The sequence below is a fragment of the Eubacterium barkeri genome (genome assembly GCF_900107125.1).
In the GTDB taxonomy this organism is placed as follows: Bacteria; Bacillota; Clostridia; order Eubacteriales; family Eubacteriaceae; genus Eubacterium_O; species Eubacterium_O barkeri.
The window spans coordinates 167469-191179 of the sequence record NZ_FNOU01000001.1 but is presented as its reverse complement, the minus strand read 5'-3'; the positions used below and the strand labels follow the sequence as shown (position 1 = coordinate 191179).

14 protein-coding genes and 2 tRNA genes are annotated in these 23711 nt (G+C 51.6%); 5 read left to right on the top strand and 11 right to left on the bottom strand.

Annotated elements, in window-relative coordinates; genetic code table 11:
• Nucleotides 1–3 precede the first annotated feature (3 nt).
• From BLU30_RS00730 to BLU30_RS00710, 5 genes are all read right to left on the bottom strand, one after another.
• Complete coding sequence (locus BLU30_RS00730; RefSeq protein WP_090242414.1) at nt 4–7350, bottom strand: non-ribosomal peptide synthetase; 7347 nt, start codon at nt 7348–7350, stop codon at nt 4–6.
• 88 nt (nt 7351–7438) lie between these two features.
• Nucleotides 7439–7741, bottom strand: coding sequence for an STAS domain-containing protein (locus tag BLU30_RS00725; RefSeq protein ID WP_090242412.1), 303 nt, complete (start codon nt 7739–7741; stop codon nt 7439–7441).
• A 409-nt stretch (nt 7742–8150) separates the two neighbouring features.
• The gene (locus BLU30_RS00720) at nt 8151–9680 is read right to left on the bottom strand and encodes a Ppx/GppA phosphatase family protein (protein WP_090242410.1); all 1530 of its coding nucleotides are present in this window, start codon (nt 9678–9680) and stop codon (nt 8151–8153) included.
• Complete coding sequence (locus BLU30_RS00715) at nt 9670–11805, bottom strand: RNA degradosome polyphosphate kinase (protein WP_090242408.1); 2136 nt, start codon at nt 11803–11805, stop codon at nt 9670–9672. The genes BLU30_RS00720 and BLU30_RS00715 overlap by 11 nt, the downstream gene beginning before the upstream one ends.
• Nucleotides 11802–13346 carry a Ppx/GppA phosphatase family protein gene (locus BLU30_RS00710; protein ID WP_090242406.1) on the bottom strand — a complete coding sequence of 515 codons (1545 nt, stop codon included), beginning with the start codon at nt 13344–13346 and terminating at the stop codon, nt 11802–11804. The genes BLU30_RS00715 and BLU30_RS00710 overlap by 4 nt, the downstream gene beginning before the upstream one ends.
• 137 nt (nt 13347–13483) lie before the next feature.
• Here BLU30_RS00710 and BLU30_RS00705 point away from each other — a divergent pair, with 137 nt between their 5' ends.
• Nucleotides 13484–14188 carry a DUF554 domain-containing protein gene (locus BLU30_RS00705; protein WP_090242404.1) on the top strand — a complete coding sequence of 235 codons (705 nt, stop codon included), beginning with the start codon at nt 13484–13486 and terminating at the stop codon, nt 14186–14188.
• A gap of 40 nt (nt 14189–14228) precedes the next feature.
• Here the strand turns inward: BLU30_RS00705 and BLU30_RS00700 are convergent, their stop codons facing one another.
• The 4 genes from BLU30_RS00700 to BLU30_RS00685 all read right to left on the bottom strand — a co-directional run bounded on the left by BLU30_RS00700 (nt 14229) and on the right by BLU30_RS00685 (nt 17141).
• Nucleotides 14229–14402: a rubredoxin gene (locus tag BLU30_RS00700; RefSeq protein WP_090242402.1), complete on the bottom strand. Its 174-nt coding sequence runs from the start codon at nt 14400–14402 to the stop codon at nt 14229–14231.
• A gap of 71 nt (nt 14403–14473) precedes the next feature.
• A complete protein-coding gene (locus BLU30_RS00695; protein ID WP_340148111.1) occupies nt 14474–15406 on the bottom strand; it encodes a cation diffusion facilitator family transporter in 933 nt (310 codons plus the stop codon).
• Between the two features lie 32 nt (nt 15407–15438).
• Nucleotides 15439–16296 (bottom strand): deoxyribonuclease IV, encoded by an 858-nt coding sequence (locus BLU30_RS00690; protein WP_090242398.1) that lies wholly within the window; start codon nt 16294–16296, stop codon nt 15439–15441.
• Between the two features lie 35 nt (nt 16297–16331).
• The gene (locus tag BLU30_RS00685; RefSeq protein WP_090242396.1) at nt 16332–17141 is read right to left on the bottom strand and encodes a ZIP family metal transporter; all 810 of its coding nucleotides are present in this window, start codon (nt 17139–17141) and stop codon (nt 16332–16334) included.
• A gap of 206 nt (nt 17142–17347) precedes the next feature.
• On the opposite strand from BLU30_RS00685, the gene BLU30_RS00680 reads away from it, so the two are divergent.
• From BLU30_RS00680 to BLU30_RS00665, 4 genes are all read left to right on the top strand, one after another.
• Nucleotides 17348–18064: a LytR/AlgR family response regulator transcription factor gene (locus BLU30_RS00680; protein WP_176770775.1), complete on the top strand. Its 717-nt coding sequence runs from the start codon at nt 17348–17350 to the stop codon at nt 18062–18064.
• A 2-nt stretch (nt 18065–18066) separates the two neighbouring features.
• Nucleotides 18067–19398, top strand: a complete 1332-nt coding sequence (locus BLU30_RS00675) for a sensor histidine kinase (protein ID WP_090242390.1) — start codon at nt 18067–18069, stop codon at nt 19396–19398.
• Between the two features lie 94 nt (nt 19399–19492).
• Nucleotides 19493–19568: transfer RNA gene (locus BLU30_RS00670), tRNA-Val, on the top strand.
• A gap of 815 nt (nt 19569–20383) precedes the next feature.
• Nucleotides 20384–20459 (top strand) — tRNA-Val (locus tag BLU30_RS00665).
• Between the two features lie 156 nt (nt 20460–20615).
• Here BLU30_RS00665 and BLU30_RS00660 read toward each other — a convergent pair.
• Both BLU30_RS00660 and BLU30_RS00655 read right to left on the bottom strand, forming a co-directional pair.
• The gene (locus tag BLU30_RS00660) at nt 20616–22688 is read right to left on the bottom strand and encodes a penicillin-binding transpeptidase domain-containing protein (protein WP_242873464.1); all 2073 of its coding nucleotides are present in this window, start codon (nt 22686–22688) and stop codon (nt 20616–20618) included.
• Between the two features lie 202 nt (nt 22689–22890).
• On the bottom strand, nt 22891–23703 hold the full coding sequence (locus BLU30_RS00655; RefSeq protein WP_090242384.1) for a hypothetical protein: 813 nt from the start codon (nt 23701–23703) through the stop codon (nt 22891–22893).
• Nucleotides 23704–23711: the final 8 nt, after the last annotated feature.

Genomic DNA, 23711 nt, shown 5'->3' with positions numbered 1-23711 from the left:
GCTTCATGCATCAAAGAAGCCAAGGCCAGAAAGCTCTCCAATGGCCTGGCGAATGTAGGCACTGTCCGTAATGGGCCATTTTTTATAAAGCCGGCAGAGTACCTCGGAGGTGAAGGTATTATCCCCATCGATGGGGACGGCCACATTTTCAGTGTCGCTGCTCAAATAGGCGATGAGCCCGGCCACCCGGTCCTCCTTCTCCGGATCGGCCATGGCGTCGCGCAGTGCCCCTTCATAGCTTGCACTGTCCGTCACCTGAATCCCGAAGCCCTCCTGATTCATGACCTCTACCACATCGGACATATACACAAAATGGTTATTATAGGGATGGAACACCGTATAAATATCCCCGGTTTCCGCAAGGGCCAGAATCATTTGGGCGGTGATGTCGATGGGGGAAAACTCCACCACCGTATTCATGCTCTCCACAGGGTACTGGCCTAGTGTGGCGTAGCCCTTGAGCTGGCGCATAAAACCGTTGGTAATAAAATTAATCTGGAATTCGCCATCGTCGGCCCGGCTCATGAGGTTGCCGACGCGCATAACCTTGGCCCGCAGGCCTTCGGCCGCGGCGGAGAGCACCGCCTGTTCAGCTAAGAATTTGCTCTCAATATACTGGTTGGTGATGGACTGCCCAAAGAACAAATCGTCCTCTGCCATGCGCCGGGCCTTGGGGATGCTGTCATTTAAGCTGTCCCCGGCAATACTGACGGTGGAGACCTGGATGAGCTTACGCCGGGTGGCGGCACAGAGGTGGATGAGGTTCTTAACCCCATCGGTGTTAATGCGCCGGAGACTGTCGTCCGCCGCAAAGTGCTTCACGCTGGCGGCACAATTAATGAGGGTGGAGAAGGGCACCTCTGCCAGATGCTCCACCACGGCTTGATCCGTCAAATCCCCTTCGATTAAGAACAGGCGCTCCCCGAAGGCCCCATCAAAGGTATCCTCAAAATAATACATTAAAAGGGTGCGCATGCGTTCTTCCAAACTTTCTGCATCCCCTTTCCGAATCAGGCACCATACCCGACCGGTGTACTGCGTTAAGAAAGCGTGGAGGACGTGAATCCCCAGGAACCCAGTGGCACCAGTCACCAGGATATCCCCCAGGGGCTCCCGGCTCAGCAGGTCCAGATGCTCCACCCGGTTGCTGCTTAAAAGTTGTCGGATTTTTTTATAGTCATAATCCACAATGGGATCGGCCACCGGGGCGGCCGGGGTATCACCCGCAGCAATAAAGGCCGCCAGCGCCCGGGGAGTGGGGTGCTTGAAGATATCCTGATAGACGAAGCCCAGACCCTTACCCACAGCCTGCATGGCCAGGCGGGAGGCAGAAAGGGAGGTCCCGCCGATTTCAAAGAAATCGTCGGTGGCCCCCACCTGCCCGCAGGACAGTACCTCTTCCATTAAAGCACAGATGGCGCTTTCATCCCCGTTCTCCGGGGCCACGTATTCCCGTTGGGCCGCCATCATGCTCACCTCTGGCAGGGCTTTTTTATTGATTTTGCCATTGGGCGTCAGGGGCATGGACTCCAGCTGGGTCAGGACCCCCGGCACCATATAGTGGGTGAGGGACGCCTTGAGGTGCTCTGTTAAATCCGAAAGATCCACCGGGTGATCCGCCGTGAAGAAGCCGCACAAAAATTGTCCGTCATCCTGACCCCGAACCTGAACGATACTGGATTTAACGCCGTCGTAGCCATTGATGGCCGCTTCCACCTCGTCCAATTCCACCCGCAGCCCCCTCAGCTTCACCTGGTTGTCCAGGCGGCCGAAGAAGGGCAGTCGGCCCTCCTCATCCCAGGCCGCTAAATCCCCGGAGTGGTAAGCCCGCAGGGAACCGATGTGGAAAAAGCTCTTTTCTGTGAGATCTGGACGTCCCACATAGCCTCTTCCCACTCCATCTCCGGCGATGATAAGCTCCCCGGCAACGCCGATGGGCAGCTCCTGGCCGTAGCGGTTGTGGATATAGCACTTGATATTGCTCATGGGGCGGCCGATGGTGACCCCTTCCCCCGTCATTTCGATAAAGGTACAGCCAATGGTGGTTTCCGATGGGCCGTAGCCATTGTAAATATGTGCCGCCGGGCTAACCCGGTGCAGCTTGTCATAAAGGGACAACGGAAAATTTTCTGCCCCCACGTTAAAGCTCCGTATTTTAGAGAGGGGCTCTGCCATCTCCTCAATATCGACGATGTTCCCCAGATAGGAAGGGGTCGCCGTAAAAGTATCCACCTGGTTGGCCAGCAGCAGATCCCGCATGGCCAGGGGGTTATGGATTTCCTCCTCATTGGCCATACACACCGTTATCCCCTGGGTCAGGGGCACATATTCCTCTAAAATGGAAACATCAAAGGTCAGTGCGGCAAAGGCCAACGAAACGGTGGCATGGTCAATATAGGATAGAATCTCCGGATTCTTAGGGTTGGCATGGCAGTAATGGCGCAGGTTACCGTGCTCGATCATCACGCCCTTGGGTGTACCGGTGGAACCCGAGGTGTAAATGCAGTAGCATAAATCCGTCGCCTTAATGGCAACTCCTGGATAGGTATCATCCGCCTCCTCCAATAAATCCTCAATATAAACCGGGCGGCAGGTGCCGGCATCGCCGCACAGGATCTCTGCCCGCTCAGCCTGATCCCGGGTGGTCATAAGAAGCCGGGCATGGCTGTCGGACAGGGTAAAGCCAATGCGCTCATCCGGATATTCCGGGTCGGTGCACAAAAAAGCCCCGCCGGATTTTAATATTCCCTGGCGTGCCATATAGGCATGGGCCGTCCGTCCTAACAGTACGGCCACGATATCCTCACGTTTAATGCCTTTTTTAATGAGGGCATTGGCGATGCGGTTGGTGGCGCAGTTGAGCTCCCCAAAGGTCAGTTTTTCCCCACAGCTAATTAAAGCCAGGTGCTGGGGGTTCGCATCCGCCACCGCCTGGAGCTGCTCAGGGATAAAGGGTGCCTGAATGGGGACCGCCGTGTCATTAAACTGCGTAATTTGGCGCTGATCTTCTGCGTTAACCAGCCTGAGATCCCCGTAGGTTTCCGCGGTGAGTAAGCTTTGACACACCGCAGTAAAGGCATCGAAGAACCGGATCATGGTGCTGTGCCCGTACAAATCGGAGCGGTATTCCACCTTGGTGAGATAGCCCCCCTCCGCGGTGTCGTACACGTCCACCGAAAGCGGCGCCTTGGTTTCTGACAGGGACAGGGTTTCAATGGGCACCGTCCGTCCGTCCAGGGTAAAGGTATTGAAATCTCCGCCCTGGTAGGCAAAGAGGATATCCGCACTCACCCCCAGCTCCCGGCTGATTTCCCCGAAGGAATAGATGTCGTGCTCCATTATTTCCAGGAGATGCTTTTTAACCGCATTTAAATACCCATCGATGGTATTGGCCCCCTCCATACTACAGTACACTGGCAGGGTTTTAACCAGCATCCCCGTCAGCTCCGCCGTGCGGGAATCGCTACGCCCGTTATAGATGGTACAAAATGCGGATTCCACCTGGTTTTTAAACTGGGCCAGGGTAAACCCAAAGGCACCCGTAAAGAACACATTGGGGGTGATCCGGTGGGCGGTACAGAAGGCCTTTAGACGCTCTGCCGACACCCCCTCCACCGGCACATTAAAGGCTGCCGTCTGGGGTACGTCCCCCTCGGGCCGGTCGTAGTCCAGCCGGGTATCGGTTTCCATGGTGCCAAAGACCCCGTGATAAAAATCCCTGGCCTCAGTATAGGCAGCACTTTTCCGCTTTTCGGCTTCGTCCAGAGCTAAATCGAAGGAACTATAGGCCTCTCCGACTAAATCCTCCCCCTGATAGGCTCGATTGATTTCCGACAGCAGAACCATCGCTGAGGTACCGTCGAAAACCAAATGGTGCACATCGATGAACAGGCTGATGCCTGCCTCCGTCTCCATCACTTCGCAGCGATAGAAACCATTCTCAAAATTAAAGGGCTGAACCAGCTGGGCCCGGCGGGCGGTGAGCTCAGACGCCGACAGCCGGGTATGCTTGACCAAAACCGGTGCGTCATCCTGACGTTTCAGCCGGATTTCTCCGCCGTCAGTTACTAGACGGACCTTGAGATAAGGGTGGGCGTTAAAGGCTGCCGTCACCGCCTGAATCAAAGGCTTTGAATCCACCCTTCCCTCGTCGTAGGAAAAGGTGCAGAACAGGGGGATATTGTACATGCAGGACTGAGGATCCCGCTGGGATTCCAGATAAATCCCCATTTGGGTCTGGGTCAGGGGGTAAGTATCCTGCTGGGGGCGGTCCTGAGCCGCCGTGGTAACAGAACCGGCAATGTCGATATAGGTTTCCAGCTTCTCCACTGTGTTGTACTTTTTAAAGGCCTGGGTGTTCATCTTCACGCCAAAGGCCTTGGAAAAGACAACGCCCAGCTTCACCGCTCCGATGGAGGTCAGCCCCGCTTCGTAAATATCCGTATCGATGCCAAAGGCAGAAGATCCCACCACCTCGGCCAAGAGACTATGGATTTTTTCCTGCAATGGGGTCTGGGGGGGCGTCATATCCTCGAACACCCGGTTTGGTACTGGCAGCGCCCGCTGATCCACCTTCATATTCGGTGTCAGGGGGATGGTGTCAATCTGCATGGTGACCGCCGGCACCATATAGGCCGGCTTTTCCGCTGCGATAAAGGCATTGAGATCCGGGATGGACACCGGGGTGTCCGAAACCACGTAGGCCACCACATATTTTCCGCCCCCCTCCTCGTCACAGGCGATAACCGTAGTATCCCTAATCCCCGGGTAATCCCGGATTTTTTGCTCAATCTCCGTCAGCTCGATACGGAAGCCCCGAATTTTAACCTGTCCATCCTCTCGACCCACAAATTGGATACGGCCATCGGACAGCCACTTCACCACATCTCCGGTGCGGTAGAGTCTGGCGTAGGCCGGGTCGGTATCAAAGGGATTGGGGATGAATTTTTCTGCAGTGAGCTCTGGTCGCCCCAGGTAGCCCCCACACACCAGTACCCCGGCAATGCACAGCTCTCCCGGCACCCCCACGGGCACCCGTCGCATTTTCCCATCCACCACATACAGCTTGGTATTGTCAATGGGCCCTCCAATGGGCACGGATTTTTCATAAAGACGGGTGACCTCACTGGCCGTGGCCAAAATGGTGCACTCTGTGGGGCCATAGAGGTTATGGAGGTGATAGGCGACCGGCGGTGCGCAGGGAACCAGGGCCTCTCCCCCCACACTTAAATGGCGCAGGCTGGTTTTCTCAATACAGGTGGCAAATTGGCGCCCCACCTGGGTTGTGATAAAGGCGATGGTAATACCGTTTTCCTCAAAATAATCGTTGAGCGCCAGTAAATCCAGACGGATTTCCTCTGGGACGATATACATGGCCGCACCCCGGGTCAGAGCCGGCCAGGTATCCATCATAGAGGCGTCAAAGCCGTAGCTGGCATAGGCCGCCACCCGGTCCGCTTCGGTCAGGCCGTAGTAACGGTGGTACCAATGGCAGAAATTCACCATGTTCTCATGGCGGAGCATGCAGCCCTTGGGAGTCCCCGTAGAGCCCGAGGTGTAGAGTAGGATATATAAATCCTCGGCTGCGGGTCCCCCAGGTAAGGGACCGTACCCAGGCAGTCCCAGGATGGCATCGGTGGTCAGCACCGCCCCGGTATAATCAGGCACCCGCTCCCTCAGGGTGGCATCGGTAATGAGGAGCTTTGCCCTGGCATCCGTCATCATAAAGGATAGCCGCTCCCGGGGATAATCCGGGTCCAGGGGCTGATAGGCACACCCGGCCTTTAAGACCCCCAGGGAGGCAATGGCCATGTACTCACACCGGGGGATCAGAATGGATACGACATCCCCGGTGTCCAGGCCCTGCCCTGCGATATAACGGGCCAGATTATCCGACAGCCGGTCCACCTGGGCGTAGGTATACCGGCGGTTCTTATAAACCACACAAAGAGCCTCTGGTGTTTTTTGAGCCTGGTTTCTGAACAAATCCACCAGGGTTGCAGTGACATCGTAGGGCCGTTCGGTAGCGTTAAAGCGCTCCAGCCGGGTAATTTCCTCTGCATCTGCCACTGGCTGCCCATTGGCCTTTTCCACCGGCACCATCACCGCCGGGTCGATGGACCGCTTTCCAAAGGCAACCGCTGGCTCCTCCACCAGCGCTGTCATATAGTCTAAGAAGGCTTCACCTATTTTTTCTACCTGTGCCTCGGTGTAGCAGGCCCTTTGATACTCTAAGCCAAAGGATACCAGGGCATCCTGCCCCGGCACATCCGGATTAATGCGGATGGTCAGGTTTTCTGCCGCCTGGTCGGCATACAGAGTCCGGGCCAGGTGACTGGCCGGATTGTAAGCATTGGAGACGATAGAAGCCGCGGCACTGGCGCCAATATCCACGCCGGCCTCCAGCATTTCTTGGCTCAGAATATCATAGGGGTAGCGGCTATGACCCAGGGCCGCCTTAAAAGCCCCCTTGGTCGCTTTCAGGCAGCCTGTTAAATCTTCATCCTCTGGAAAACTTAATTTCAGGGGCACCAGGCTGGTGAACATCCCCGTGGTTTGGGAGAAATCCTCTAAATGGCGCCGTCCGCCCTCCCCCAGGTTTAACAGGATGCCTGGTTTGCCATTGCGTTTGGCTAAAAACATACCCATGGCCGTCAGGGCAAAGAGAAAGGGCGAATAATGCGTCGCCTGCTGGTCAAGGAATTCGCCAATCTGCTGAGTTAACGCCTCAGGCAGCTTAAACACCGCGTAGCCCCGGGTATAATCCCCCTCTGCTCCCCGGGGTTCACTGGCTAAATCCCCGGCATCGGCCAGTGTCGAATGCCAATACTCCCGGTCAGCGGTGCATGCCTCGGAAGCCAGATACCGCTTTTCGCAGTCGGCGTACTCTTCATAGGGGCGGTCCACGGTGGACAGGGATACCCCCTTTTCATACCAGCTCCACACCTTTTGGGCGAAAAGATCTAAGCCGGTTCCGTCACACAGGCTATGGTGGAAGCTCATCTGAAGGGTGTAGCCCTGATCCGTAGGATAGATGCAGAAATGGTAAAGGGGACAGTCATACAGCGTATCAAAGGTGTGGATGGCCGGATGGCCATTCTCCACCTCCTCAATTGCCACACCCTCTGGGCCCTTGTAAAAAAACAATGTTCCGGCATCATCCATCCGAAAACGTAATGAAAAATTCGGGGTTTCTTCCATGGCCTTAATAACTGCCGCCTGAATGCGGCCGACATCGGTTGTTTCAAAGACCATCATTCCTGCAAAAGAAAATAAATTGATGGCATCACCGATGAGCTCGGTGTATAAAATCCTTTTTTGAGGATGGGTACAGGGGTAATATATTGTCATTTCAACCTCTTTTCAATCCAAATCTAATTTTTCCCGCGATAAAACCGGTAACCCAGCGACCATTTCTGGCACAACATCGGTAGCCCTATTATTTTTCGATGGCGAAAACAGTGTCCAGCTTTGTCATTTTCAACACACTCATCACACTGCTGTTCAAATGGCGCAAAATTAAAGCCCCTCCCTGGGCCGCCATCTGCTTGTGTAAAATGAGCACCGCCCGGATGCCGGCGCTGGAGATATAATCAATCTGTTCAAAATCTAACACCAAGGTTTCCACCCCGGCACTCTGGTCCTTTAACGCTTCCAGCAATTCCGGACTGCTGCTGGTGTCCAAACGGCCATCCAAAGCAGCCAGAAGGGTTTGATCCTCAAGAGTTGTTGCAATCGTCATTTGCGATACCTCCACACTTTTTAATGTTTTTTCAATATTGCTATTCTATCATCGAATGAGGACGCGGGCAAAACATTTACAATAAAAAGATTGTTTTTAATAAAAAAATAAAACCGGCTAAAAGCCGGTTTCAGACTGTCGACAAACCCAGGTCAGGGTGATGATAAAAATACGAGAACCCCGGCGCCCCTGCGGGCTGGCGTCTTGGGCTTTCATCAAATTAAGAAAGCAAACCTGCCCTAAACCTTATCAAAACCGAAGGTTTTGCGCACTGACGACTGAGGACTTTCCCTTCGTTCATCAGCGTCTGGGGTCCGGGGTGAATCTTTTTTATCCTCTCCTTGACCGCGCTAAGGCACTTTGTCTACGCTTTGAAACCGGCTAAAAGCCGGTTTTACGACGCTTTTGTTTATACCCCTTCAATGACATTCTCGATGAAAAGCTCTTTCCCCATGACCCGCTTGAACTTCTTGCCGCACTCACTGATAATCATATCCGTAAAGACAGAGGCTTCCTTGCTGATGACATGGAGAACCACGGTGTCCTCCTGGATTTCACAGGATAAATCCGTGACGATACCGTCCATACTACGGTCCAGATACTCGGCAATTTGCAGAAACAGGCTGAGTAAATCGATGATTTCCAAGTCCCTTTTATCCAGCATGGAGGTGTAAATGGCATCAATTTTTATTTTTTTCTGGGTCCGGTGATTGAGAGCCACAAAGGCACTCATGAGCAGCTCCTTCTGAGTGAGGCCATTGATCCCCGCACTCAGAATCAGATAAAAGCTGTGCTCATGGTGGTTATTGTACTGAATCATGATCCCTGCATCGTGGAGCATGGCACTGGTCTTCCGAATGCGGTCCAGGCTGCCGTTCACCCCATGGATGGGCTCAAGCTGGGTATAAAGCTGATCGGACAGCTTATAAATATGCCGGGCGTGGGGAATATTCACCGTAAAACGATCCACGGCATAGCCCAGGGAGGATTCAAAAATATGATCGATGAGGTCCCCTTCGGTACGGCCGAAGTAGGTATAAATCAAACCATCCCGGACCCCGGCATCGGAGATGACCAGGGACTTTGAGCCAATGCGCTCCATGACCATCATCACGGCATGGCTGGCTCCAATGAAAATATCACTGCGTCCCTTGGACAAGCCCTTGAGCTCCCGACGCCCCTCCAGGTTCAGCTCCGCCGCGGTCTTGCAAACGCTCTTGACGGCATCCAAATCCATCTGGTAATTATGGGCAATTTCCAAAGGGTAATCCAGGGCACGGCGATAGATACGGCCAATATTTCGAATGGTGCCGCCGACCCCCAGAACCGGTAAGCTTTTGGCCTTTTTGAATAAATCGTACTGGCACAGGGCACCGTCCAGGAAGGCCGACAGCCGATCCAGCTTTTCTGGGGTGGCCACATCGGCCAGATCAAATTTCTCCGCCAGATCAATGGAGCCAAAGGGCAGGCTGATGGCATCCACCTTCTGCCGATTTTTAATCAGCACGAATTCCACACTGCCGCCGCCAATGTCCATGAGCAGGGCATCCTGGATATCGATGCTGTTAATGGTCCCCAGATAATCCATTTGGGCTTCCATTTCTCCGGGAATCACCTGAATATCGATACCCACCTTTTCCTTGATCCGTTTAACAAATTCCGCCCCGTTCTCAGCCTTTCGCACAGCGGCAGTGGCCACTGCCACCACCTCGATAAGACCGTAGGCATCGCACATCCGGGCGAACATAGCCAGGGTTTCCTCTCCCAAAGCCATACGCTCCTCGCTCAAGCGTCCGGTTTCACTCAGTCCTTCACACAGCCGCACATTGACCTTAGCATCATCAATAATCGTATAATTGCCATAGTCGTCATAGCATTTGGCCACCACCAAATGGACGCTGTTGGAGCCAATGTCAATGACGCCGATATTATTCTTCATGATTCTCCCTCACAGTTCCCTGGATCGCTTTTTTCACGGCGTCGAAACGTTCTTCGGCTTCGCGGCAAAAATAATCCTGACATTCAAGGAGTACCTTACCCCTTTTATCCATTCTAACATATTCCCCGGACTTTGTCATAATCCGGGTCTTGATGGAATCCTGCCAGGTTTTCTCCAGAATATGGAAGAGCTCCTTCTTCAAATCCTCATCCTCTACGGGAAAGAGGGTTTCAATACGACGGTTTAAGTTACGCTGCATCCAATCCGCACTGGAGAGGTAAATTTCCTCCTCGCCCTGATTGTAGAAATAATAAATCCGGCTGTGCTCTAGGAAGGTCCCTACAATGCTGTGAACGATAATGTTTTCGCTGATCCCTGCAATCCCAGGAATCAGGGAGCACATCCCCCGGATAATCAGGTGGATTTCCACTCCCGCCTGGGAGGCAGCGTACAGACGTTCCACAATGTCATCATCGATGAGGGCATTCATCTTAGCGATGATCAACCCCTTTCCCCCCATGGACACATTGTCTATTTCCCGGGAAATCATCCGGATAAAGGCCCCTCGCATGGTGGTGGGTGCCACCTCCAGTTTGTTCCACAGGGTGTAGTGACTGTAGCCTGAGAGCAAATTAAAGAGGGTGGACACATCCGAGGCGTAGCTTTCCTTGGCCGTCAGCATCCCCATATCCGTGTACAGCCCCGCGGTGACATCATTGTAATTGCCTGTACCCAAATGGACGTAGCGGCGGATGCCCTCACTTTCCTTCCGCACCACCAGAATCATTTTGCAGTGAATTTTAAGGCCCACCAGGCCGTAGATGACATGGCAGCCGGCTCGTTCCAGCTTTTTCGCCCACACGATATTGTTGGCTTCATCAAACCGGGCCTTCAGCTCCACCAGCACCGTCACCTGCTTGCCATTTTCCGCCGCCTGGATCAGAGCGGCAATAATGGGAGAATCCCCACTGACCCGGTACAGGGTCTGCTTGATAGCCAACACATCCGGATCCATCGCCGCCTGACGAACGAAATCCACCACGGTGTCAAAGGATTGGTAGGGATGGTGAAGAAGGCGATCCTTCTCCCGGATCACTTCAAAAATATCGTCCCGTCCATAGAAATCCGCCGATGGCATGGGCTTCCACCCCCTGGCCCGCAGTCCCTCAAACTCCGGACGCCCCTGGAATTTCATAAAGCAGGTCAGGTCCAGAGCCCCCTTAAGCTCATACACATAGGGCTCCGGGGTATCCATTTCCTCCATGAGCTTCTTCAGGGCTTTTTTATTAAAGCCCTTTTCAATCTCAATCTTGATACAGGCCCCCCATTTCCGCTGCTTAATGGATTTTTCAATCTCGATGAGGAGGTCCTCGGCTTCATCCTCATCGATGGCCAGGTCCCCATTTCGGGTAATCCGGAATTCCCCAATATGGCGCACCTCATACCCAGGGAACAAATCCCCGGCATGGGGTCTTATAATATCCTCAATGAAGATATAACGGCGATTGTCCCCTTCCTCTGTTTTAGGCAGAGCGACGATGCGTTCCAGTACCCGGGGGATTTCTAAGAAGGCCATTAATGACTCCTCATCCTCCCCCTTCTTTTTTTTCTTCTTATTTAAATCACACTGGGTATCCGCCAGCTGGATGCATAGATATACCTGATTATTTTTAAGAAGAGGAAAGGGTCGGCTGTTGTCCACGGCCTGGGGGGTCAGCACCGGATAACAAAATTCACTGAAATATTGGCCGACGTACCCCTGCTCTTCAGGGGTGAGGTCTTCATACTCCATCAGCTCGATTCCCAGCTGGCTAAGCTCTGGAATCAGGGATTTGTTCAGGCAATTGTACTGCCGTTTCATCATCTCATGGGTAATGGCATTTAGTTCGGTCAGCTGCTCCACCGGGGTTTTGCCATCCAGGCCTTTTTTGGTATACCCCACCCCGATCTGGTCCATGATCCCAGCGATCCGCACCATAAAGAACTCATCGAGGTTAGAGGCGGTGATGGCCAGGAATTTAAAACGATCCATGATAGGATTCGTCTTATCGTAGGCTTCTTCCAGGACCCGATAGTTAAAATCCAGCCAGCTCCGTTCCCGATTGATGTATAAATTTTCTCTCATATGCTCACCCTCTTTACACGTAAACTTGGTTCAATACCGTAGACGTCCTTCATGGCCTGGGCCCCCAGGGCGAAATAATATTCCTCCAGCTGGATATTGCCCTTGGTTTGTACCGTCACCTCAAAGGCCTTGGCATCCAGATGACACCGAATCTTATCCACCTTCTGCTTGTGGCTTTTATCCAAGGCCGTGGCCAGCTTAAGGATGGCAATGATCTTAGCCACCTGGAGGCGCTCTGTCACCTGCAGCTCCTCATCATCCTCCACCTTCTCAAAGGTAGCCAGGCGGACCCCGTCCACAATCCGGCCCAGCACCCTTTTTTCCCGGGCATCCAGCCCGATGATATCCGAGCTCTCAATGATACGGCGGTTTAAACATCCCCCATCATCCTCTCCAACAAATCGCCCAATATCCAGCAGGATGGCCGCCAGCCTTAGGAACTGCTCCTCGGTCCGGCCCATTTGGTACTGGCCCTTAAGGGCCCCAAAGAGACGCAGGGCTATTTTTTCCACCGCTGCATTATGGGCCTGATCCACCAGATATCGCCTGGCCATATACCGTGCCGAGGCGATGCTGCTGGCATCAATCCATTTATCCAGCTCCCGGGTCTTTCCAATGCCCATCTTAAATTCCAATTGGGCATCACACACAGATAATCGCACCAGCTTTACCTGATGCACCCCCGTATCCGCCATGAGCTTTAACACCAACAGCAGGGTGTGTCGGATGGTTTCTGCCTGATAGGGACCGAGGACCGGGTATCGCTTCTGGAGCTGTCCCGCGGACAAGTTTGATATTTCTTTACGCAGTTTCGTTAAGGTCGCTTCCGGCACTTCAAAATATCCCTCTGGGGCTGGCTTAATCTCACACAGGGCCGCCAGGTTTTCCACATCGTGGGAGGTGACGACTAAATTCGCCACCGACCGCTTTTCCAGATTCTTTTTAAAATCCCGGGTCCGAATGGCGATAAAATCCGTCAGCAGGGATTCAAAATTCCCGGTCCGCTCCTCCATGGTCTTGTATAAGGCCATCAGCTTGAGATAACCCATTTCTTCATTCTGTAAGGTGGTAATGGTGCCCCCACTGACAAGGGCCACAGCAATGCTTCCACTGGAAATGGCGGTCAGCACCGTATCCTCCTCTGGTGCCAGGATTTCCTGGCCGCAGATATGGGCCATATATCGAAAGAGCAGCTCTGTTTCCTCCTCCCGTTTAAGGAGGCGGACCGAATGCCCACCAGTAAATACCCGGATTTGCTCCAATACATAATCCCGGTTAATGGCCTCCCTCAGGGCGGCGGTGCCGATAATCTCAATTTCATCCACCGCCGAAGCCTCGGCAATTTCGATATATTCATTCAAGATCCGGCTTAGGGCATAAACCGACTGGAAGGTGATGGTCCCCCGGGAAAAGCTCTGCCTTCCAAAATCGATGGGGTACATGGTCCGGTCCAAAATGTTAATGGTGCCCTTTCCCCGCTGGCCCACCACCATCTCACATTTACTGGAACCAATATAGATTGCTGCAAAGCGTTTAATCATGGTTTTTCATTTCCCTCCAATCTCAAAAATAATACTATTATTATACCATTAAAAAGAAAAAGCTTTTTTAAAGAGTCGGTAAAATCCCAGTAAAAATATGCTATCATAGATTCAGACAAAAATAAGGGAGGTCATCCATGCTCGGTACCATCATCAACGTCGGCGCCATTGCCGGGGGCAGCTTTCTCGGCTTACTACTCAAAAAAGGCATTCCCCCACGCTTTTCGAACACCATTACCCACGGCCTTAGTCTGGGAATCTTTTTAATCGGGATTACCATGGGAATCCAAACAGAAAACATCCTGATTCCCCTGGTCTCTGTTGCCTTGGGAGCCCTCATCGGAGAGGGGCTACGGGTGGAGCAGCACCTGGAACACGCCGGCGCACGCCTCCAGGATCGCTTTTCCCAGGGAGATGGCAGCACCTTTGCCCAGGGATTTGTTACCGCTACCCTGCTCTACTGCACTGGCTCCATGGCCATTATGGGCTCCATTGCCGACGGCATCTCCGGAGACATCACCATTCTAGCCACCAAGGCCCTTCTCGATGGTATTTTCTCCATCATCCTCACCTCCACCCTGGGCATCGGCGTACTGTTTTCCATCATCCCGCTGTTTATTTATCAGGGGTGTATCACCATGGCCGCAGGCGTGGTGGAGCCCTTTCTGACCCAAAGCATGATTGCTGAAATGAATGCCGTCGGGGGCATTTTAATGCTGGGCATCGCCTTCAATTTGCTGGATATCAAAAAAATCGCCCTGGGCAATCTCTTACCCGGCGTTTTTTTGCCCGTACCTATTTTGTGGCTCTTGGGGATACTGCCAACCTGGATAGGTGCATAAGAAAAGCGTTGCGACAGCCTGGGCTATCGCAACGCTTTTCTTATGCAGAAACTTCTCTTTTTTCAAGAAATACATCAATCCCAATCCCACAGGTTGGACAAAACCATTCCTGGGGCAGGTCTTCGAATGCGGTTCCCGGAGCAATATTATTCTCTGGATCGCCCAACTCGGGATTGTAGATATAACCACACAGGTGGCATTCGAATTCTTGCATTTCACACCTCCACATTACATTAAAACTGCATTAATGATAGTCCTTCGCCACCTAATTTGCAAGGACAATTTTTAATTTAAGGAATTTCTTGCTTTGGGATTCCCCGCAGGATTAACATGGATCATGCAGTGCTTCAGGGTCGGGTATTTTTCCTCCAGGGCGTCGTGGATTTCTTCTGCGATGCTGTGGGCCGCCTGGAGGCTCATATCCCCATCCATGGCAATCTCCAAATCCACATAAAAGCTGGAGCCAAAGGTGCGGGTGCGTAAATCATCGATACCCTCAACCTCGGGGTAGGTGCCCACCATCTGTCGGATTTCTCCTTCAGTCTCTTTATCCACCGAGGTATCCAGCATCTTGCTAATACTGTCCTTCCCGATATCAAAGGCCACCTTAATGACCATGAGTGCAATCACCACCGCGGCCAAAGGGTCTAAAATGGGATACCCAAGCCGTGCTCCGGCAATCCCCACCAAGGACCCAATGGAGGATAAGGCATCCGAGCGGTGATGCCAGGCATCTGCCTGGAGGGCTCCGGAATTAATCTTTTTCGCTGCTCCCCGGGTATACCAATACATCCACTCCTTCACCACAATAGAAATGGCGGCAGCCACTAAGGCCAACATTCCCGGCACTTCAATGGGCGCGGTATTAGCCCCGATAATTTTCTCAATCCCAGCCCAGCCGATTCCCAAACCCGTCAGGCATAAAATAACGGCTAAGAAAATCGCCGCCACACACTCCAGGCGATCGTGGCCGTATTGATGCCCCTCATCCTTTTCCTTGCTGGATACATTCACTCCCACAATGACCACAAAGGTCGACAGCACATCGGATGCCGAGTGGACCGCATCGGAGATAAGGGCCCCGGAATGGGCAAGCACCCCAATGACAAATTTTAATATCGAGAGGGCGATATTGATAACGATCGATACCACCGACACCCGCATGGCAATTTTTTTATTTTTCTGCTGGATATCCATTGTCTTTATTTGTTCCTTCACTTTTTCCACTTCATTTCATTTTTCTATTTGTTTCACTGCTTCTGTTTGTAAGGCTGGTCGGCAGCCTCTCTTAAAAAACCGATTTCCCGGGCATAGTCCGCCACCTTTTCCTGGGGCGTCTCTAAAAAGAAGGGCCTATCCCTCAGGGCCGGATGGGACACGATGGCCGAAAAGGCTCCTTCTCCCAGGCTGCCCTCCCCCAGACGGGCATGACGATCCTTATGGCTTTCGAAGGGGGTCATGCTGTCATTTAAATGCAGGGCCTTGAGGCGGTGGAGTCCCACCACCTGGTCAAATTCCTCCAGCACTGCATCCAGCTGTGCTGCGACATCGTACCCCGCCGAAAAAATATGGCAGGTATCCAGACACACCCCCATATGCTTTTCAAGGGTAACCCCATCAATAATAGCCCGAAGCTCTTCAAATCGGCTACCGATTTCACTTCCTTTTCCGGACATTGCCTCTAAAAGCACGGTGGTACTCTGCTCGGGCTGCAGGCACTCATTTAAAATATCTGTAATCCACTGAATGCCCTGCTCACTTCCCTGGCCCACATGACTGCCCGGATGAAAATTATACAGATGGCAGGGGAGCTCCTCCAAACGGGCCAGGTCCTCGGTAAAGGCCCGCTTGGCAAAATCCCGGGTTGCCTCACTGGCTGAGGCCATATTGAGGGTGTAGGGCGCATGAGCCAGTAGGGGGCCGAAATGATGGGCCGCCATTATCTGCCGCAGCCCCTCTACATCCGCGGGGTCCAGGGCCTTGGCATTCCCCCCCCGGGGATTACGGGTGAAAAATTGAAAGGTATTGGCCCCAATGGACACCGCCTCCTGGCCGGCTTTCTTAAAGCCCTTGGCAATGGAGAGGTGGGGACCGATGATTAAAGTCATAGTCTGCTCGCTTTCTAAAGGATCACAAGTTCCAGTCAGCCCAATGCCACGTCAAGAAACATCATGACGGCGAAGCCGACGATGACGCCCATGGTGGCGAAGTCGCCTTCACCATCGTGGCCCAGCTGGGATTCGGGGATGAGCTCCTCCGCCACAACATAGATCATGGCACCAGCTGCGGCGGCCAGGGCATAGGGCAGCATAGGTTCTATATACACCACAGCCGCCGCCCCGATAACCGCGGCAATGGGCTCCACCATGCCAGAAAATTGGCCGTACATAAAGGACTTCGTCCGACTGAGATTTTCCCTTCGCAGGGGAATGGAAACCGCTGCCCCTTCCGGGAAATTCTGTAGTCCAATCCCCACCGCCAGGGAAATGGCCCCGGCCAGGGTCATCCCGGCATTCCCTGAGGCCAGCCCCCCAAAGGCCACCCCCACGGCAAAACCCTCGGGAATATTGTGAAAGGTAATGGCCAGCACCAGCAGCACACTGCGCTGCCATGAGGTGTGGATTCCCTCTTCATGGCCACTTCCTGGGTGGATGTGGGGCATCAGCTTATCCACCAGCCAGAGAAAACCGCTCCCCCCTAAAAAACCAGCCAATGCCGGAAACCAAGCGGGCAAAGCACCGCCCTCGGACATGGCAATGGCCGGAGCCAGCAAGGACCAAAAGCTGGCGGCAATCATCACACCAGCGGCAAATCCCAGCATTACATTTAAGACCTTTTTATTGATTTCTTTGAAAAAGAACACCGTTGCCGATCCCAGGGCGGTAACCCCCCAGGTAAAAATCCCTGCCAAAAGTGCGGCCAATACCGGCGGTATTGATTGTATCACTCCCATAATTCTAATTTCCTTCTTTCATTTAAATTCATTTTTATTTACATATTATAACCCATGGGGCTTTGTCTGTCACAGCTTCCTTTCCTCTATAGTGATATTATACCCCATTTATTTGTTAGAATCAACTAACAAGTAATATTATTCATCTTTTTTCATCGCCACGCCTTTAAAATATGCTATACTGTAGAAAAAACAAGGAATGCACCATGAACTTTGCAATTTGTGACGATTGCGCCAGGGATATACAAGCCCTGCGCCTTTTATTAGAACAATACTGTCAAAATATCGGAAACACCTCCCATATTGATGATTATCCTTCTGGAGAAACACTGCTGGCCGCCGGGAATCTGACCCGCTACGACGTCTTTTTTTTAGATATTTACATGGATGGCTTGAGTGGGCTGCAAATTGGAAAAACCCTCCGGGAGTTATCCCCTCAAAGCAGCATCATTTTTATCACCAGCAGTGAGGAGCACGCCCTGGAATCCTACGGACTTCAGGCTGAAGGCTATCTGGTAAAACCTGTCGATTTTTCGGATCTGGCCACCCTTTTGAACCGTCGTCTTTCCCACCTCCCCAGGGCGGAGGAAACCCTTCGGATTATCTCTAATCGGCTGACCCTGGATATCCCCATTTTCCAGATTTTATATATTGAGGTTTTCAATAAAAAAAGCTTGATTCACACCCCCGAAGGGGTCTTCACCACTTACACGCCCTTGGCAAAACTCTCTCAAGACCTGCCCTCGGAGCATTTTATGCGCTGCCATAAAAGCTTTTTAGTTAATATGGAAGCCATCATTTCCACAGGAAAGGACGCCTTTTTGCTTAAAGATGGCACCTCTATCCCCATATCAACCCGGGAAAGCAAACGGCTTCGGGAGCTCTATAACGATTGGTTTTGGGCCAAAGCCCGGAGGTCCTAGCCATGGATATTTACAATCTGCTTTCAGTCGCCCTGTATTCCCTCCTGAATTATCTGCCCTATCTTGTCCTCATCCTCATTCCCTTTGAGGACTTTTTGCGTTTTTCCAAAAGAACCACCATTTTACTCATTATCATCGCCTGCGTTCTTCAAATTGCCACGGGACTATGGGTCGCTACCTTTCATACCGGTAAAATTGCCAGTATTCTCTCCATCGCAGTCAATTTGTTTTTTATTTTACTGAATATTAAAGCTCAACCTGGGAAGCTTGTTTTTTTGCTCCTTATGGTTATTTGTTATGCCGATTTGGTTGTTATTGCTGCAAAGTTTCTGGAATCCCTCCTTTTCCCAGCCCAATTCACCATTACTTACCACATTACCTTCAGCCTGACCACCACCATCACCCTTATTTTATCCTATCCCTTCATCCTTTATTATTTTAAAAAGCGCATGGCACCGGTCATGGGATATGAAGGGCATCAGTACTCCTGGCGTTATTTATGGCTAGTCCCCTCCACCTTCTTTTTGTTCTACTACTATCTGGTGTTTGCCAACCCCGCTGCCAATTCTTTTTTAGGCTCCACCACCAGTTTCATCTTTATTCTTCTGATTAATATCGGAATGCTCTTTACCTTCGAACTCATTGTCCGAATGTTAAAGGATGAACAGCATAACCTGGCCCTCATCCAGGAAAACCAACTTTTGGCTGCCCAGTCCCGTCAAAATGAAGTCATGCTGGAACGGGTAGAGCAGGACAAGCAGCTCAGGCACGATATGCGCCATCATATCAATGCCACCATGGCCTTTCTTGATCAGAAGGATCTTGAGGGGCTACGACACTATATGGCCGATTACCAGAAAACCATTCCTAAACCCATCACCACCCGTTTCTGTCATCACAACACCGCCAATGCCTTTTTGGTCTATTATGCCGCCCAATGTGCAGAGCAGGGCATTCCCTTTAACGTAACCGGAGATATCCCCGGGTTCCTTCCCGTTTCCGAGAGCGATCTTGGCGCACTCATTGGCAACCTCCTGGAAAATGCCCTGGAAGCGGTTCTTCAGACCCCCTCCCCCAAGGGTGGTATCACTTTTTGTGCTCAGCTTATGAACAGTAGTCTTGCCATCCTGGTGGATAATCCCACTGCCACCCTCCCCACCTATGCCCGGGATGGCAGCCTCCACTCCACTAAACACCACGGCTCAGGTATTGGCACGGCCTCCATTTGTCACATTGTCAAGCGGTATAACGGGGATTGTCGCTTTGAAGTGGTGGAGGGATTTTTTAGAGCCTCCGTCCGTTTACCCCTCCTCCCGGGAGGTCCACCCGCATAGTATTCTGATTTTTCTTGTTTTTTTACAAAAAAGACTTTACAAGCAGCGCTCCTTTGGCTATAATAAATAAGCGTTCGAGATTCGGACGACGTGTGATCCCGTAGCTCAGCTGGAAGAGCGCTACCTTGACATGGTAGAGGTCGTTGGTTCAAGCCCAATCGGGATCACCATATTAGTGCTAGGTGAACACTCAGATACTGGTCTGGGTGTTTTTTTACTGCCATTTGGTATTGACTCGAGGAAAATGGGTTCCTTGGTGTAGTTGTAAAATTTCTTCCCCGTTGATGTGGTAACGCCTTTTCGGTTTAACCATTTAACAATATCAACGAAGAAGGCTCCAGAGTCCTACCTATGGAAGATGTGTCGCACGAAGGGGCGGCGTCTTTCATCATGTTTTGAAAGCCGGCCCGATTGTCGTTTCGCCCGATTATGTACGCCGTCTCAGTGTTGGTAGCACTGGGGCAGTTTTTTATTTACTCAAGATTTGATGTTTGATATACTCATTGCAGGCCAGCAATTACTGGCCGGGCGTTCTGACGCCTCTAAGGAGGTGAAAACATGAATCAGAACGAATTTCTCACGCAGCTTGTTATTGAACTGATTAAGGCGGCGGCCGTCATCATTCCGGCGGTCCTCGTGTACAGAAAGGCTAAATAACGGGCGAAGCCCCCAGTACTTACGATACTGGGGGCTTCTTTTTTCGTTCTGATCTGTTTCAGAATGTCTTTCTCACGCGATGATTGGCGGTGATGGGCCTCATCATCTACGGTTATTATAGCACCTCAGTATTTATTTTTCAAGTCGTGGGTTTAAGAATTGTAGCCATTTGATCCAGGGGGTTAAGCCGTCTCAGTGTTGGTAGCGCTGGGGCGGCTTTCTCCCGATTTAAACTATTTATAACGGCTGGTTGAACACTTTTTAGAGGTTCAATAGCCTTTTTTCTTGACATATCCGAATTAAAATGTTAGTATAACACTTGTCTCTTGATCCTGTAGCTCAGCTGGGAGAGCGCTACCTTCACACGGTAGAAGTCGTTGGTTCGAGTCCAATCAGGATCACCAGAATGAAACCAAGCGGAAGCCCGCTTAAATAAAGGAAACCGGCTCAAATAGGCCGGTTTTTATTTTCATAATTATATCCCAAACATTTCGAACAATAGTATCAAAAACCGATCAAGCGATTAAGCGATTTCTTTCTCATTGAATCATTCAAACACTCTACCGATACCCTTCCATCACCGCCTTAACCTTGGGCACCACATAGTGGCTGCCGCCCCGGTCCTTCACATCCTCTACCATGCTCACCACCATCAGAGGCCTGGCGACGGCGGGGTCCGCCGTAAAGGCGGCAAACCACCCCAGTTCGGTGCCGGTGGCGTCGGCCTGGGAAGCCTTGATCTCGGCGGTTCCAGTTTTACCGGCGATGCTAAGTCCCTCGATCTGGGCATCGTGCCCTGTCCCTTCTGGGTTTTCCACCACCTGGATGAGGTCATTTCGGATGGTCTCGCTGATGGCTGAATCCAGGGCCTGGGGCTTCCAGTATTCGGCCTGGGTATCATCGGCGTATTCCAGCACTGGCTTGACCATACTGCCATCCCCCGTGAAGGCGGTGTAAATCGTGGCCAGATGCAGGGGATTTACCAGAATCTCTCCCTGTCCAAAACCACTGGCGGCTAGCTGACCCTCGTTCTGAAAGGTACCGCTTTGTGAAATCCCAGAAGGAATCATATCCAGGCCAACGGGCAACCTTTCGCCAAAGCCAAGGGCAGTAAGCTCTTTGGCAAAGCTTTCCCCACCCACTTTCAAAGCGGCCTTGGCAAAGTAGATATTGTCCGAGTACACCAGGGCATTTTCCAGATTGGCAGGACCGGGATATTCCTGAAGGGTGGTGATATTAAAGTCCCCCCATCCAGCGTCCTTCTGCCAGACCCGACCGCTGGGCCCAAAATCTTCATCCGCCGTAAAGACCCCGGTCTTTAGTCCGATGGCACCCGTAATGGGTTTAAAGGTGGAACCTGGTGTGTAGGTGGCTTCAAAACGATTTTGCAATGGGGTGGCAGGATCGGTACTGATTGCCTGCCAAGCCTCCTCACTCATCCCCTGGACAAAGGCACTGGGGTCGTAGGAGGGAGTACTGACCAGGGCTAGCACTTCCCCGGTTTTGGGGTTAAGGGCCACAGAAGTCCCCTTATCACCGGTGAGCTGATCGTACAGTGCCGTTTGAAGGCTGGCATCAATGGTGGTTTTAACATCCTCTCCCCGTACCGGGGATTTGCTCCCGATGACCTGAGTGCTAATACTGCCATCACTCTGGGTGACGCCGACAGTGATGGTGGCTCCGGCCTCGCCCTTCAGTCGATCTTCGTACAGGCGTTCCAGACCGGTTTTCCCGATTTGGCTGGACTCGCTGTAGCCCTCGTCCTCCTTTTCTGCCAGCTCCTCAGCACTGATGCCCTGGACATATCCCACGAGATGCGCCGCCTTTTCCCCGTAGGGATAGGTCCGGGCGCTGTCATCCTCAATGAGAACCCCGGGAATGGCAAAGAGGGCGTGGGTCAGCTCGGCATCCACTGATGCCAGGGTCTTAATGGGCACAAAGGCATCATCCGTAACCCATCCCGCTGAAAGGGCCCCCTGGATATCCCCGGGGGTGATGGCCAGAAGGCTTGCCAATTGGGCAATATCCCCATCCTTGGTTTCGGCATTCATCTTCCCGGGTTCCAGAGCAATAATTTTTACCGCACCCATGGTCGCCAGTGGATTGCCATTACGATCAAACAGGGTTCCCCGCGGGGCCTCCTTGCTGACGACATTGACCTTATCTCCATCCTTCAGCATACTAAAAATCATGGAGGAATCCCAGATAATGCGATTGGGGCTTAGGAAATTCTCCTTGGTAAATAAGATAAAGTGGCTATTCTTAATGGGACCAACCAGAGTATCCATAGTCCAGTCGCAGGACAGGATCTCCTCCCCATACGGGACTTTTTCACTAAAGTACACCTTATCCAGGGTAAGATTCTTAGCTTCCACCCCCTCGTAGATGTTTTTATTGCGCTCGATAAAGGCATCCTTGGTGTACTTCTCCTGGCTCTCCGGACTGATGAGGGCGTACATTCTCTCGTAGTCTTTCTGATTGACGGCCTCCAGATAGCGGGTGATGACCCGCTCCGGGGCCTGATACTGCTGGTAGGCATAAAGCGCCAAGACCAGCATCAAAAGTAGCGCACCTGCAATGGCGATGACCACGAATTTTTTGGATTTTAACCATTCTTTTTCTAAGCCTCTCATTTGAAAACCTCGATTATTCATGTTTTGCCCATTTTATATGAAGGCGATACCAGTGTCAAGCTTTATGACGTAACGCACGCTGGGGATGTTTAATCGCAAAGGAACGGAGTGGGCACGCTGTCTTTTTTCGATTTAATTTTGCATTCGCAGAGGTGTTGCTGTCAACTATATTTATACCACATCACTTTATTGAATACTCACCTCAGTACTTATACGGCTGGGAAAAACAGTCATATACGCCATCATTTGTGATAAAAAAGATGTTTCTAGATGTATTCCCTAATGTATTCAATTCCTTGTTCTTTTCTGTCGTCAACTCCTCTATGGAATAATCAACGTGCAAATTTAAATATGGTATTATTTTAAAGACATAGAGCTGTCCATTGGAGCTCAATACTACCCTCGAAAAGAGTTCCCCTGTTCCCACAAAGAATTGATTATAGGCACTTTTCAAATCAATTTCCGCTTTAGCGAAGATTGGTGTACGCATTCCATTGTTATAAAGGGGATCATTTTCATCAGAATAAAGATGAACGTCTACTCTTTTAAGACGATCTCCCAAAGAATCCTTTGCATAAGCGATAGCTCGGTCAAATCGTGCAATTTCGTATAACTCTTCACCCAAGGTTGTCTGATAGGCGCTGTCTGCTCCTGGATCTGTTCCGTGATACACATAAAAATAAAGATCTCGCTTAGGTGAATAGCAGAGATAACAGGTATCCTTTCGTGCTGGAGCCATCCGATAAAAATAGGAGCCATCAATACCGCCATTACCCACCTTCTGGGATTCAACATCCCTCTCTTTTAAGAATTTCACCTCATAATCATCCTCGCCGAACTCGCTTTCCAAATAGGCTGTGGCCCCTTCGACAGTAGCAGGACTGACCGGTTCTTTATAGAATAGGCTCTTCACAAAGAATATCGTTCCAAAGCCAATTAAACAGGCCATCACCAAATACATGACCACCGCAAATAAAATCCAGATCCATGTCCTTACATGCTTTTCGTCTTTCATCTTCCTTT

What these genes read in the sequence shown, in the direction of transcription:
- BLU30_RS00700 (WP_090242402.1), bottom strand. Translation starts at nt 14,402, where the DNA reads ATGCAAGAATTCGAATGCCACCTGTGTGGTTATATCTACAATCCCGAG.
- BLU30_RS00680 (WP_176770775.1), top strand. Translation starts at nt 17,348, where the DNA reads ATGAACTTTGCAATTTGTGACGATTGCGCCAGGGATATACAAGCCCTG.
- BLU30_RS00715 (WP_090242408.1), bottom strand. Translation starts at nt 11,805, where the DNA reads ATGAGAGAAAATTTATACATCAATCGGGAACGGAGCTGGCTGGATTTT.
- BLU30_RS00655 (WP_090242384.1), bottom strand. Translation starts at nt 23,703, where the DNA reads ATGAAAGACGAAAAGCATGTAAGGACATGGATCTGGATTTTATTTGCG.
- BLU30_RS00675 (WP_090242390.1), top strand. Translation starts at nt 18,067, where the DNA reads ATGGATATTTACAATCTGCTTTCAGTCGCCCTGTATTCCCTCCTGAAT.
- BLU30_RS00705 (WP_090242404.1), top strand. Translation starts at nt 13,484, where the DNA reads ATGCTCGGTACCATCATCAACGTCGGCGCCATTGCCGGGGGCAGCTTT.
- BLU30_RS00685 (WP_090242396.1), bottom strand. Translation starts at nt 17,141, where the DNA reads ATGGGAGTGATACAATCAATACCGCCGGTATTGGCCGCACTTTTGGCA.
- BLU30_RS00690 (WP_090242398.1), bottom strand. Translation starts at nt 16,296, where the DNA reads ATGACTTTAATCATCGGTCCCCACCTCTCCATTGCCAAGGGCTTTAAG.
- BLU30_RS00730 (WP_090242414.1), bottom strand. Translation starts at nt 7,350, where the DNA reads ATGACAATATATTACCCCTGTACCCATCCTCAAAAAAGGATTTTATAC.
- BLU30_RS00710 (WP_090242406.1), bottom strand. Translation starts at nt 13,346, where the DNA reads ATGATTAAACGCTTTGCAGCAATCTATATTGGTTCCAGTAAATGTGAG.
- BLU30_RS00660 (WP_242873464.1), bottom strand. Translation starts at nt 22,688, where the DNA reads ATGAGAGGCTTAGAAAAAGAATGGTTAAAATCCAAAAAATTCGTGGTC.
- BLU30_RS00725 (WP_090242412.1), bottom strand. Translation starts at nt 7,741, where the DNA reads ATGACGATTGCAACAACTCTTGAGGATCAAACCCTTCTGGCTGCTTTG.
- BLU30_RS00720 (WP_090242410.1), bottom strand. Translation starts at nt 9,680, where the DNA reads ATGAAGAATAATATCGGCGTCATTGACATTGGCTCCAACAGCGTCCAT.